This is a genomic window from Bifidobacteriaceae bacterium, assembly GCA_031281585.1.
Taxonomy (GTDB): Bacteria; Actinomycetota; Actinomycetes; order Actinomycetales; family WQXJ01; genus JAIRTF01.
In genome coordinates this window covers 1-12,676 of record JAITFE010000144.1, presented here as the reverse complement: position 1 = coordinate 12,676, position 12,676 = coordinate 1, and the positions used below count along the sequence as shown (strand labels likewise).

At 68.0% G+C, this 12,676-nt stretch carries 11 protein-coding genes and 1 pseudogene; 9 read left to right on the top strand and 3 right to left on the bottom strand.

Annotation, left to right across the window (positions count from 1 at the left end; all coding sequences use genetic code 11):
• Positions 1-275 precede the first annotated feature (275 nt).
• The gene (gene nhaA, locus LBC97_15410; protein MDR2567414.1) at positions 276-1,592 is read right to left on the bottom strand and encodes a Na+/H+ antiporter NhaA; all 1,317 of its coding nucleotides are present in this window, start codon (positions 1,590-1,592) and stop codon (positions 276-278) included.
• A 206-nt stretch (positions 1,593-1,798) separates the two neighbouring features.
• Here nhaA and ftsZ point away from each other — a divergent pair.
• The 9 genes and pseudogenes from ftsZ to LBC97_15365 all read left to right on the top strand — a co-directional run bounded on the left by ftsZ (position 1,799) and on the right by LBC97_15365 (position 11,303).
• A pseudogene (gene ftsZ / locus LBC97_15405) lies at positions 1,799-2,737 on the top strand (cell division protein FtsZ).
• Between the two features lie 455 nt (positions 2,738-3,192).
• On the top strand, positions 3,193-3,906 hold the full coding sequence (locus LBC97_15400; protein ID MDR2567413.1) for a polyphenol oxidase family protein: 714 nt from the start codon (positions 3,193-3,195) through the stop codon (positions 3,904-3,906).
• 149 nt (positions 3,907-4,055) lie between these two features.
• Complete coding sequence (locus LBC97_15395) at positions 4,056-4,478, top strand: cell division protein SepF (GenBank protein ID MDR2567412.1); 423 nt, start codon at positions 4,056-4,058, stop codon at positions 4,476-4,478.
• Between the two features lie 2 nt (positions 4,479-4,480).
• Positions 4,481-4,792 carry a YggT family protein gene (locus LBC97_15390; GenBank protein MDR2567411.1) on the top strand — a complete coding sequence of 104 codons (312 nt, stop codon included), beginning with the start codon at positions 4,481-4,483 and terminating at the stop codon, positions 4,790-4,792.
• A 135-nt stretch (positions 4,793-4,927) separates the two neighbouring features.
• Positions 4,928-5,650 (top strand): DivIVA domain-containing protein, encoded by a 723-nt coding sequence (locus LBC97_15385; GenBank protein MDR2567410.1) that lies wholly within the window; start codon positions 4,928-4,930, stop codon positions 5,648-5,650.
• A gap of 27 nt (positions 5,651-5,677) precedes the next feature.
• Positions 5,678-6,208: a signal peptidase II gene (lspA, locus tag LBC97_15380; protein MDR2567409.1), complete on the top strand. Its 531-nt coding sequence runs from the start codon at positions 5,678-5,680 to the stop codon at positions 6,206-6,208.
• The gene (locus tag LBC97_15375) at positions 6,205-7,110 is read left to right on the top strand and encodes an RluA family pseudouridine synthase (protein MDR2567408.1); all 906 of its coding nucleotides are present in this window, start codon (positions 6,205-6,207) and stop codon (positions 7,108-7,110) included. Before lspA ends, LBC97_15375 begins: the two co-directional genes overlap by 4 nt.
• Before the next feature lie 36 nt (positions 7,111-7,146).
• Positions 7,147-10,683, top strand: a complete 3,537-nt coding sequence (gene dnaE / locus LBC97_15370) for a DNA polymerase III subunit alpha (GenBank protein ID MDR2567407.1) — start codon at positions 7,147-7,149, stop codon at positions 10,681-10,683.
• 104 nt (positions 10,684-10,787) lie between these two features.
• Positions 10,788-11,303, top strand: a complete 516-nt coding sequence (locus LBC97_15365; GenBank protein ID MDR2567406.1) for a hypothetical protein — start codon at positions 10,788-10,790, stop codon at positions 11,301-11,303.
• Positions 11,304-11,376: 73 nt separating this feature from the next.
• On the opposite strand, the gene LBC97_15360 is transcribed toward LBC97_15365, so the two are convergent.
• Entirely contained in the window at positions 11,377-12,183 is an 807-nt protein-coding gene (locus LBC97_15360; protein ID MDR2567405.1) for a hypothetical protein, read from the bottom strand.
• Positions 12,184-12,198: 15 nt separating this feature from the next.
• Positions 12,199-12,384, bottom strand: coding sequence for a hypothetical protein (locus tag LBC97_15355; protein ID MDR2567404.1), 186 nt, complete (start codon positions 12,382-12,384; stop codon positions 12,199-12,201).
• Between the last annotated feature and the right edge of the window lie 292 nt (positions 12,385-12,676).

Here is a 12,676-nt window from a genome sequence, read left to right as displayed (position 1 = left end):
ATGGAAGTGGACGAGTCGGTCCGCTGGCACTACCGCGCCCCCCGCAAGCCCAAGGGCAAGGCGCGCCGCAACGCCTGACCCCAAATCCCCCCGCGCCCGGCCGGCGGTTGTCCGTTTCTGCCCGAAGCGGCGGCTTTTGGCTTGCTTTGGGGAGTTCCGGACAGGTCCCCGGTCGGGCGTGGAGCGGTCGGGTCCGCTGACCTGGGACGATGCCGTGGGTCGGGTTGGCGGCGTCGGCGGCGGTTGTCCGTTTCTGCCCGAAGCGGCGGGGCGGGCTACTTGTCGGCGGCTGGCGCTTCCAGTTCTAGGTCGCCCTGGTCGACTGCCTCTGCGGAATCCCATGGCAGGTCGTGGTGGCGGCGGTGCCAGCGGGCGCGCAGGGCCAGCGCGGCTGCGCCGAGAATGGCCGCGCCGAGCGAGCCGAACAGGACGCCGGCCTTGACGGCGGCCTCGTGGGATGAATCCGGGCCGAAGGCCAACTCCCCGATCAGGAGCGAGACGGTGAAACCGACCCCGCCCACGCATCCGACGGCCACCACATCCGGCCAGCGGACCGACGGGTCGAGCCGCGCCTTTGTGAGCGCGACCAGCGTGAAGGTTGTCAGGAAGATGCCAACGGGTTTGCCGAGGATCAGCCCCGCCGCGACTCCCTGGGCGGCCGGGTCCCCGGCGGCTTGGCCCAGAGCGGCCGGGTTTAGGGCGACTCCGGCGGCGAACAACGCGAAAACGGGGACCGCCAGGCCCGAGGACACGGGGCGCCACCAGTGCTCGTAATGGTCGGCGCGGGGGGTGGCGGACGCGGGCTGGTGCCTTGTGGCGAGGGCCGGCGTGGCAAACCCCAAGAGCACGCCTGAAATCGTGGAGTGCACTCCGGAGCGGTGCATGCAGTACCAAGCCGCCAACGCCAAGGCGAACAAGAGCGGCGGCCAGGGACGGCGGCCCCGGACCAGCGCCAGGTAGACCGCCACGGCGCCCAGGGAGCCGCCCAGCCAGCCCAGGTCGATCCCGCCCGAATAGAAGACCGCGATCACCACGATCCCCAACAGGTCGTCCGCCACCGCCAGGGTCAGCAGAAACGCCCGCAGCGCTGTCGGCAAACCGGTTCCGAACGCGGTCAGCACGGCGACGGCGAAGGCGATGTCGGTGGCCACCGGGATGGCCCAGCCGCTCATCGCGTCGGAGCCCTGGGCGGCGTTGACGGCCCAGTAGAGCAACGCCGGTGCGGCCATGCCGCCAACGGCGGCGACCACGGGCACAATCGCCGTGGCGAGGTGGCGAAGCTGGCCCACCACCATTTCCCGCTTCAGTTCCAGGCCGACGGTGAAGAAGAAGATCGTCAGCAGGCCGTCTTTGGCCCAGTCGGCCACGCTCAGGTCGAGGTGTGCCTGGCGGGGGCCCACCACGGTCTGGGCCAACGCCTCGTAGCTGCCGGCCCACGGCGAATTCGCCCAGACCAGCGCGACAACGGCGCCGGCGAGCAGGAAGCCTGCCCCCGCCGACTCAAGTCGCAAGGTGTCCGCCAGGTTGGCGATGGCGCCCGGCGCGGGCCGGCCGAACACCGTCCACCTCCACCGTGGCCGCGAAGATGTCACTATCCGATTCTCACATGCCAAGGCCTTAGGTCCCAAAGTGTGCTTGGGCCGGCCGCGCGCGGGGCAGGGGCGGCCCGTTCGCGGCATCCGAATCCGGCGATCAGGACAGCTTGTGCGCGACACGCGGCCACAGGTTATTGTTTGGAGGGCTGGCGCGGCCTAGCGTCAATGTCGTAGATCTACGTGCCTAAGTAACGGAGGACCTCGTGGCGGCACCACAGAATTACCTTGCGGTCATCAAGGTGGTCGGTATTGGCGGCGGCGGCGTTAACGCGGTCAACCGCATGAAAGATGTGGGGTTGAAGGGCGTTGAGTTCATCGCCATCAACACCGACGCCCAAGCTCTGCTGATGTCCGATGCCGACGTCAAGCTCGACATTGGACGCGAAAGCACCAGGGGGCTCGGGGCGGGAGCCGACCCGGAGGTGGGCCGCCGCTCCGCGGAGGAGCACGCGGATGAGATCCGCGAGGTCCTCGAAGGCGCCGACATGGTGTTTGTCGCGGCAGGCGAAGGCGGCGGCACCGGCACGGGCGGGGCGCCCGTGGTCGCGCGGATCGCCCGCGAACTCGACGCGCTGACAGTCGGCGTGGTCACCAGGCCGTTCGCCTTCGAGGGGCGGCGCCGCGAGAACCAGGCCATTGAGGGAATCGAAAAGCTGCGCCAAGAGGTCGACACGCTGATCGTGATCCCCAACGAGCGCCTGATGCAGATTTCCGATCCGGGCATGTCGATCCTGGAGGCCTTCCGCAGCGCCGACCAGGTGCTGTTGTCCGGCGTGCAGGGGATCACCGATCTGATCACCACGCCGGGCCTGATCAACGTGGACTTCGCGGACGTCGAATCGGTCATGAAGGGCGCCGGGAGCGCCCTGATGGGCATTGGCGCCGCACGGGGCGAGGACCGAACGGTTCGGGCTGCGGAGATGGCGATCAGCTCGCCGCTCCTGGAGGCCTCGATCGACGGCGCCCACGGCGTCCTGCTGTGCATCCAGAGCGCCAGCGACATCGGCCTGGACGAGGTCAACCGCGGTGCCTCGTTGGTGTCCGAGGCCGTGCATCCGGAGGCGAACATCATCTTCGGCCAAATCATTGACGACGCGCTGGCTGACGAGGTCCGGGTGACGGTCATCGCCGCCGGCTTCGACGTTCCGGACCCGAAGGCCTACACCTCGGAGGTGCAAACCGCGAAGGCGGATGCGGCTCCGGCAGCCCCGGCCGCGCCGGCGGTCGCCCCGGCTCCGGTTCCGGCCGGCCCCGTCGCTGCGCCCGCACCAGCGGCCCCTGAACCGGCTGCGGCCGTGGCGCCGGTCGGCGCGACCGGCCAGGCGGCCAGCCCGCCGGAAGCCGCGACGCCTCCCCGCACGGCGGGGTCGTTGGGAGCGTTCCGCATCCCCAGGGCCGCCACGCCCGTGAGCGGATTGTTCGGCGAGCCGCCGGGCGGAGTTCAGTCGAAGGTCACTCCGGCCGCCTCGGACGAGCCGACTGCCAAGGTCAGCGCGGATTCGACGACGCCGCTGTTCGATTCGGCCCGCCGCGCGCGCGAGCGCACGGCCCCGCCGTCGCCCCTGCCGCCTTCGAAGGATGACATCGTGGTGCCGTCTTGGCTGAACGAGGATTGATCGAAGTCAACCTGGGCCCCCGTGTCAGGGCTTGCTTTACAACTTCCGCGTTCGATCTGGCCCGCCCTGAGGGCCGAAGCGAATTGGCGGCCCGACTGGGCTTGCCGTTGGTTTTCGCGAACCAGGTTCATGGCGACCGGTTGCGCTGGGTTGACCAGGCGGCTGCCAGCCCGGTCAACCCGCCCAACGCGATCGACACGGCTGACCCGGCTGACATCCCGACTTGCGACGCTTTGGCGACTGCCTCAAGGGGTATTGGCCTGGTGATCCGCACGGCGGACTGCGTGCCGGTGCTGCTGGCGGACCCGGACAAGGGCTTGGTGGCGGCCGCGCACGTGGGCTGGCGCGGCCTGCTGGCGGGCGTGGCGCGCGTCGCCGTGGAGGAATTGCGGGCGGCGGGGGCGGGCCCCCTGCGGGCGGCCGTCGGGCCTTCCATCTGCGGCCGCTGCTATGAGGTGGGCGCGGACCTGGCTGAGAAAGCCCGCGCCGCCGGTCACGTCGCAACACGAACCGAGGACGGAACCTGGCGCCTGGACGTGGCCGCGTCGACGGTCCGCCAACTGCGCGGCCTGGGGGTCGCGGCGATTTGGCTTTCTCCGGAATGCACCCTGGAGTCGCCGGACCTGTTCTCCTGGCGCGGCGAGCGGGCCCAGGGCCGCCAGGGCGCGGTGGTAGCGCTACACCCGCTCACTTGAGTCCTTCGGTCTCAACACCCCCAACGTTTTCCCGATATTTGGCAACGGACTGGCGACACGCCGACGCATATGCGAAGCGAGCGTGCTATTCGCCGCATAAGTTGCTTTTGGGTAACACTTCCCCACCCGCAACAAGGAGAAACACAGCTATGGCCGGTTGGATGCAAAACACAGGGAGAAGGCTCGGCCTGCTCCCATCTGACTCAGACGACTACTACTATGACGAGCCCGAGGAGCAGATCGCCGATGTCACGCCGATCCACGCGCCGCACGGCCGCAGCCATCTGACGGTGGCTGAGCCGATGCAGCGGATCGTCACGTCCCGTCCGCGCAACTTCGAAGACGCGAAGATTGTCGGCACCACCTATCGGGAGCAGGTGCCGGTGATCATCGACCTGTCGGAGGCCTCAGACGCGGACGCCAGGCGCTTGATCGACTTCGCCATGGGGTTGACCCATGCGCTGCGGGGCAACCTGGAGCGGATCACCCGCGACGTGTTCCTGCTGTCGCCGCCAAACCTGGACGTGTCCGAGGTCACGGCTGAGCCGCACCGGCGTTACGACAGCGAGTAGGGGTGGTCGCCGCCGCCTACGTCGTGTGGGCGCTGGCCCAACTGTATATGTTGGTGCTGGTCGTCCGCTTGGTGATCGACCTGGTGATGGCTTTCAGCCGGTTCTGGCGGCCGCAGCGGGCAATGGCGGCGGTGGCGGAGATCATCTTCATTTTGACCGATCCGCCTTTGCGTTTGGTCCGCAAGGTGGTCAAACCGATTCGGTTCGGCCCCATGTCTCTTGATCTGGCCTTCTTGGTGGTGGTGATAGCGGTTTCCCTTGTCGCCTACGGGGCGGCCTTGGTGATCGGGGCCGCCCCAAGCGGCTCGGGGTAGCACGGGGAGGGTCCAAAGGGACCACAAAACGCGCCCGAACGGCGGCGAAGCGCCGGTACTGGCCTAAGATCGGCTAGCGTAGGACGTGAGTGAAAGTCTCAAGTGAGGCTTTAGGGAATCTATCTAGGTGGAGAGATGGCGCAACTGACAGCCGACGATGTGGTGCTGAAGGGTTTTCAGACCACGAAGTTCCGTGAGGGTTATGACCAGGTCGAGGTCGACGACTTCCTCGACGAGGTGGCCGTGTCGATGCGAGCCATGGCGGCCGAAAACGAAGAGTTGAAGGCCCAACTGGCCGCGGCCGAAGCCCGGATCGCCGAACTTGAGCGGGGGGCACAAGGCGCGCCGGAACCGCCGCCCGTGGTGGTGGCGGAGGCAGTGGTAGAACCGGTGCCGCCGGCCGGCTTCGGGACACCCGTGCCCCCGCCTGTGCCGGCCCCGCCGCAGCCTGCGGCGCCGCCGGCCCCGCTCACACCGGTCGGGGGCCCGATCACCGGCCAGCCCGTCGGCCCCGCGCCGACTGGCACGGCCAGCGAAGCGGAGACGGCTACCGGCATGTTGGCCCTGGCCAACAAGCTGCACGAACAGTACGTCCGGGCGGGTCAAGAAGAGAGCGATCAGATGATCGCCGAGGCGAAGACCCAAGCGGCGTCGATTGTCCGCGAAGCCGAAGAGACCGCCGCCCGCACCAAGGCCCGCCTTGAGCAAGAGCGTGCGGAACTTGAGAAAGAGATCGAGTCGCTCCGGATCTTCGAGCGGGATTACCGCACCAGGCTGCGGACCTACCTGAAGAATCTGCTGGCGGACATTGACGGGGCGCCGGCCGCAGGTGGTGCCGACGCCTTGGCCGACCGCTGAGTCATCCGTAGAGGCTAGGCTGTCGGGGTGACCGAGCCCGTCGCTGAGAAGGATCCGATCGCCGAGCCGCAGATCCAGCCGCGCCGTCGGCTGGGCATGCTCTTGGCGATCGCGGTCGCGATCCTAGCGGCAGACCAGTTGACGAAGGCGTGGGCGGTGGACGCCCTTGCCTCCGGCCGCACCATTCCCCTGCTCGGTTCGCTCCTGAATCTCCACCTGGTGGCCAATCCCGGTGCCGCGTTCTCCATGTTTGAGTCGCTGACCTGGGTATTTACCATTCTGTCGAGCGTTGTCGTGGTGGCTGTGGTGCTGATCGCCCGGCGTGTCCGCTCAACCATCTGGGCGGTGGTCCTCGGAATGCTGCTGGCGGGCGCCGCCGGCAACTTGGGCGACCGGCTGTTCAGGCCGCCTGGCATTGGCCAGGGGCACGTGGTCGACTTCATCGACTACGCCGGGCTTTTTGTGGGCAACGTGGCCGACATCGCCATTGTTCTCGCCACCGTCGCCATGGTCGTCACGGTTCTGCGCGGCACCGCCTTGGACGGCGCCCGGAAGTGAACTGGACGGGGCCGGTCCCGCCGGAGTTGGCGGGCGAGCGGGTCGACGTCGCGGTGGCCCGGTTGGCGGGGTTGCCCCGCACGCGCGCCGCGGAGTTGGCCGCCGCCGGCCTGATCGAGGTCGATGCCGTAAAGGTCGCCAAGTCCGCCCGGCTAGAAGAGGGCCAAACTTTGACGGTCGAGGTCCCCGATCCGGCCCCCGAGCCGGAGCCCGTAGTGGAACTCGACGTGGTCTACCAGGACTCCGACCTGGTCGTGGTCGACAAACCGGTGGGGGTGGCGGCGCACGCGGGCCCCGGCTGGTCCGGGCCAACGGTGTTGGGCTCGCTGCTCGCGGCGGGCGTGACCTTGGCGACGGGCGGGCCGGTCGAGCGGCGCGGCATCGTGCAACGGCTGGACGTGGGCACCTCCGGACTGATGATGGTGGCCAAATCGGAGCGGGCCTACTCGACCCTCAAGCAAATGTTCCGCGACAGGGCGGTGCGCAAGACGTACCACGCGCTGGTCCAAGGCTTGCCCGACCCGTTGGAGGGGACCATCGACGCGCCGATCGGGCGGCTGCCGGGGGCGTTCAAGTTCGGCGTGGTCGCGGGCGGCAAGCCGTCGATCACCCATTACGGGCTGATTGAGGCGTTCGGGGGGGCTTCGCTCCTGGAGGTGGGCCTGGAAACCGGCCGCACCCACCAGATCCGGGTGCACCTGGCGGCGGTGGGCCACCCGCTGGTGGGAGACCCGTTCTACGGCGGGGACCCAAAGCTCGCGGCACGGCTGGGGCTGGAACGGCAGTGGCTGCACGCGGCCGCGCTCGCGTTCGACCACCCGGTGACCGGTTGGTCGCTGCGGCTGAACTCGCCCTACCCGGCGGATTTGGCGGCGGCTCTCGCGGCTCTGCGCGAGTCGTGAGGCGTCCCGGCGGCGGCGGAACTAGACTCTAACCCCATGCCGTCGCCATCGGGTAGCCAGTTTGTCCACCTGCATGTGCACACCGAGTACTCAATGCTGGACGGGGCGGCGCGCATCGCTGACCTGCTGAAACGTTGTCAGGAACTGGGTCAGCCGGCGCTCGCCACAACCGACCACGGCTTCATGTTCGGGGCGCACGCGTTCTGGAAGCAGGCCTCCCGCGCCGGCGTCAAGCCGATCATCGGTTTGGAGGCCTACCTGACGCCGGGGTTGGCCCGGCGGGACCGGCGGCGGGTGCTGTGGGGCGCCCCGGAGCAGAAGGACGACGACGTGTCGGCCGGCGGCGCCTACACGCACCTCACGCTCTTGGCGCAGGACACGCCCGGCATGCACAACCTCTTCCGGATGGCCTCGCTGGCGTCCCTGGAGGGCCAGTTCTACAAGCCGCGCATGGACCGCGAGTTGCTGCAGTCGTATTCGAAAGGCCTGATCGCCACCACGGGCTGCCCGTCCGGCGAGGTCCAGACCCGGTTGCGTCTGGGGCAATACGAGGAGGCGCTGCGGGCGGCCGGGGAGTTCCAGGAGATTTTCGGTCGCGAAAACTACTTTGTGGAGTTGATGGACCACGGCCTGGCGATCGAGCGCCGCGTGGTGGGGGACCTGTTGCGCCTGGCCAAAGCGATCGGGGCGCCGCTGGTCGCCACCAACGACCTTCACTACACCGCGCCGGAGGACGCAGCCGCGCACTCGGCGCTGCTGTGCGTCCAGTCCGGCAAGACCATGGACGACCCGAACCGGTTCAAGTTCGACGGCGACGGCTACTACCTCAAGTCGGCCGAGGAGATGCGCGAAATCTGGCGGGAGCTGCCCGAGGCCTGCGACAACACCCTCGCCATAGCCGAGCGCTGCGACGTCGCCTTCCATTCGGAGCCGGGCCGCTACATGCCCAAGTTCCCGGTGCCGGCGGGGGAGGACGAGGTCTCCTGGTTCATCAAAGAGGTCCGCAGGGGCTTGGAGAAGCGGTTCGGCGGCGAAGTCCCGGCCGAAGCGGTTGAGCGGGCCGGCTATGAAGAGGACATCATCGCCACCAAGGGCTACGCCGGCTACTACCTGTGCGTGGCGGACTTCGTCAACTGGGCCAAAGCGCAAGGCATCCGCGTGGGGCCGGGCCGCGGCTCCGGCGCGGGTTCGATCGCGGCGTACGCCATGGGGATCACCGAACTCGACCCGATCAAGAACGGCTTGATGTTCGAGCGTTTCTTGAACCCCGAGCGGGCCTCGCTGCCGGACTTCGACATCGACTTCGACGAGCGCCGGCGGGGCGAGGTCATCAAATACGTGACCGGCAAGTACGGGGCGGACCACGTCGCCCAGATCGTCACCTACTCGACCATCAAGGCCAAAGCCGCGCTGAAGGACTCCGCCCGCGTGCTGGGCTACCCCTACCAGGCCGGGGAGCGGCTGACGAAGGCCATGCCGCCCGCCGTCATGGGCAAGGAAATGCCGTTGGCGGCCGTGTTCGACCAGTCGCACGCCCGCTACCGCGAAGCGGAAGAGTTCAGGGCGGCGGTGGCGAGCGAGCCGGACGCCGCGCGCATCGTTGAGACCGCCAGGGGATTGGAGGGGTTGACCCGCCAGTGGGGGGTTCACGCGGCCGGCGTGATCATGTCCTCTGACCCGCTGCTGGACGTCATTCCGATCATGAAGCGGGAGCAGGACGGGTCCATCATCACGCAGTTCTCCTACCCGGCCTGCGAGGACTTGGGCCTGGTCAAAATGGACTTCTTGGGCTTGCGCAACCTCACCATCCTGGAGGACACGCTGGCGAACATCGTCATCAACGGCAAGCCGCCGGTGGTGCTGGAGACGCTGCCCATGGACGACAAGCCAACCTATGAGCTGCTGTCCTCCGGCGACACGCTGGGCGTTTTCCAACTGGACGGCACGGGCATGCAAAACCTGCTCAGAAGGCTGCGGCCGGACAACTTCGAGGACATCTCCGCCGTCCAGGCACTGTACCGGCCGGGCCCCATGGGGGCGGACTCCCACAGCAATTACGCCGACCGCAAGAACGGCCGCCAGAAGATCACGCCGATCCATCCGGAATTGGAGGAGCCGCTGAAGGACCTGCTGGGCGGCACCTACGGGTTGATCGTCTACCAAGAGCAGGTCATGGCGATCGCGCAGAAGCTCGCCGGCTACACGTTGGGCCGCGCGGACTCGCTGCGCCGGGTGATGGGCAAGAAGGACGCCAAGGCGCTCGCGCGCGAATACGAGCCGTTCTCGCAGGGCATGCGGGACCGGGGCTACTCCGACAACGCGATCCAGACGTTGTGGGACATCTTGGTGCCGTTCGCGGACTACGCGTTCAACAAGTCGCACTCTGCGGCGTACGCGCTGGTCTCCTATTGGACCGCGTACCTGAAGTGCCACTATCCCACCGAGTTCATGGCGGCACTGCTCACCTCGGTTGGGGACGACAAGGACAAATCGGCCGTCTACCTGGCCGAATGCCGCCATATGGGCATCCGGGTGCTGCCGCCGGACGTGAACTCCTCGGTGGCGGCGTTCACCCCGGACGGGGTCGACATCCGCTTTGGCCTCACAGCGGTGCGCAACGTGGGCGAGGGCGTTGTGGACGGCATCGTGCAGGCCCGTAAAAACAAAGGCGCCTACACGTCCTTCGGCGACTTCCTGGCCAAAGTGCCGATCGGGGTCTGCAACAAACGGGTGGTTGAGTCGCTGATCAAGGCGGGCGCGTTCGACGGGTTCGGCGAGCCGAGACGCGCGTTGATGCAGGTTTACGAGGAGGCCATCGACTCGGTGCTGGGCGTCAAACGCAACGAGGCGGTGGGGCAGTTCGACCTGTTCGGCGGCGCGCCGGAGGACGTCGGCTCGGTCATGGTCGAGGTGCCGGACCTGGCGGAATGGCCCAAACCCGTCAAGCTGGCGTTTGAACGCGAGATGCTGGGGCTGTATGTCTCAGACCATCCGCTATCCGGCCTGGAAGAGGGGCTGGCGGCGGCGGCGACCCACACCACCGCCTCGCTGGTGGACCCCGACCGCCACAAGGACGGCGAACAGGTGCGGATAGCCGGGCTGTTGACCAGCCTTGTGCGCAAGACCACCAAGACCGGCATGCTGTGGGCGCAGGCGACCCTCGAGGACCTCCACGGCTCGATCGACGTCAAGTTCTTCTCGAAGGCCTACGCGCGTTTCGCGGAGCATCTGGCGGAGGACATGCTGGTGTCGCTGGGCGGGCGCCTGTCGCGGCGGGACGACGAGGTGTCCGTCTTCGTCTCCGAACTCGAGGTCCTCAAACTGACCGCCGCCGAGGGCACGGTGGCCCCCCTGGAGATCACGCTGCCGGCGCACCGCGCCACCGAGGCGATCGTCTCGAAGCTCCACACGGTGCTGCGCTCGCATCCCGGCCAGGCCGACGTGTACCTCAGGTTGACCAAGCCGACCGGCGGCATGACGGTGGTGCGCCTGAACCACGGGCTCAAGGTCGCCAAGAGCGACCCGCTTTACGCCGACCTCAAGGCCGCGCTGGGAGCGCAGTGCGTGGCGTGACACCGGACGGCTGGGCCCCGGTTCCGGCACCGTCGCCTGGCCCGCCGCCCGATGGCCGTCCCGACTTGGGTTTCTCGCCCCCTGTCGCGGCGGGCGGGCCGCCGATGGTTGCCGCCGCGTATGCCTCCCGGCCGCCGGGACGCCAGCGTTCGTTGGCGCACGATGCCGTCTGGGGACTTGGCACCCAAGCCCTGTTGGGAGTCCTGCTTGGCTGGGTTTGGCTGGTCGTCTCGCCCCGGCCGGCGGCGCTTTGGGCTGGGAACTTCTGGTACGCGCAATCCGACACGGACTTCGGTGCCCTCCAGGACCTCTGGTTCGGCGCGCTGACCTTGGCGCCCGGCCTTGTGGCGGGCGCGCTCCTAGTCCGCTGGTCGGACCGGCCGGCGCCCCTGGGGCGGGCGGGTTTGTGGATGGGCGGATCGGTCCTCGGCTCGCTCGCGTGCTGGGCGACCGGGGTCGGCTTGAGCGGCGGCTTCGGCTCGCCGGCGCTGGCCGCCTCGGCCGAAGAGGCCCCGGTCGTCCTGACCTCCTACGGCCTGCTGGCCTTGTGGCCCTTCGCGGCGGCGGCGGTCCTGGCCGTGTCCCTGCTGGCGAGGGCGTCCTTCGGCCGCACCTGGTGAACAGGCTGCCCCGGACGGGTTGGCGCCCGCCCCTTTTGGAAAGGCGGGTCGCGGCCAGCCGCCGCGGGCGTGGTCAGCCCATGCCGACTTGCGGGTCAGGGTCCGGCGGTGGCTCCGGTCCCCGGTGGACCGTGGGCATTCCGATCTCGCCTTTGCGGTAGGCGTCCATGAGCCTGGCCGGAACCCGCCTCATGGGATGGCGCCCTTCGAAGGCCCTGGGGCCGGTCGGGGCGACCTGCCAGACGGGCGACCCATTGCGTTCGACGAACTCGTGGCGTTCCAGCACGCGGGTCGCGACGAGGTCGGCCATCCGGCCCGGGTTGGGTGGCTCATAACCGGGCGCGTCGGGCCTGAACTGGTGCTCATAGCTGTTGTTCAGCACCAAGAAGGTGTAGGCCCCAACGCCGTGCGGGTTCGTTGGGTCGCCGACGTCGAGGCGAAGTTGCCCGTTGCGCGGGTCATCGGCATAGCCGCCACGCCAACAAACCCAACGGGCTCCCGATATGAGACGCCTGTCGACCTCCGCGCAATAGGCCTCCAAGCAGCCCGCGACGGCGCTGAGAGTGATCGACAGGTTTCTCTTCGGAGGCGGTTGCTCGCTGGTAATGTCGCTCGGGGGCCGCTCATCCCATCCGAGCAGGCGCGCCCATTGTTCGCACGTGTAATCCTCCCGTGCAAGCTCGACGTACCAGTGCCCCAAGAGCCGTAGCGACCTGATGGTGTAGTCGAGATCGGGGCCGTTCGTTTCCTGGATGATGGCCTCCAATACGTCCGTGGCACGCGCGAAGTTTGCTGGCGCGCTGAGGACCCCCTCGTCGCATTGCGCCCAGAACTTGTCCCACTGCCTGCGGGTCCAGTGTCTTTGGCTTACCGCTGCCACCTGCACTCCTTTGGCTCACCCATCGAAGGGCTCCAGGACGATCCGGTAGGGGATCTTGGGTTCCATGTTGAGCAATTCAAGCAACTCCGGTTCGGGTCCCACCACTCCGTCGCGGCCGCCATGCGCGAAGAAGACCCATTCGATTTCGTCGAATCCCCGGTCTCCAAGCGCCTCTTGCGGGTTGGACCTGATTTCCTGCAACAGCCGGCGATCCGCCTCGGCCTGCGCCTTGGCTCGCTTGGTGGCCGCCCGGACGCGTCCAGTCTTTGGTGCCGCAGAACTCAGGTGCGACTCCGCGTATGGCGGGCATCTTTCACGGAGTACAAGGTGCGTCACCTGACGAAACACCGCCTGCTGCGACGCGAAACCCGTATGAGGCGCGATTGCGCCAGCTCATGTCGTATTGGGGCATCCGGCTCAAATCACTGGCTGAAAGCCCGTAACTTAGCTCCACAACGACTACGCTAACCTCCCGAGCAAGACCCTCGTCTAG

Excerpts from the sequence above, each read along its gene's own strand:
- LBC97_15395 (MDR2567412.1), top strand. The coding sequence starts at position 4,056 with ATGGCCGGTTGGATGCAAAACACAGGGAGAAGGCTCGGCCTGCTCCCA.
- LBC97_15385 (MDR2567410.1), top strand. The coding sequence starts at position 4,928 with ATGGCGCAACTGACAGCCGACGATGTGGTGCTGAAGGGTTTTCAGACC.
- dnaE (MDR2567407.1), top strand. The coding sequence starts at position 7,147 with ATGCCGTCGCCATCGGGTAGCCAGTTTGTCCACCTGCATGTGCACACC.
- LBC97_15365 (MDR2567406.1), top strand. The coding sequence starts at position 10,788 with ATGGTTGCCGCCGCGTATGCCTCCCGGCCGCCGGGACGCCAGCGTTCG.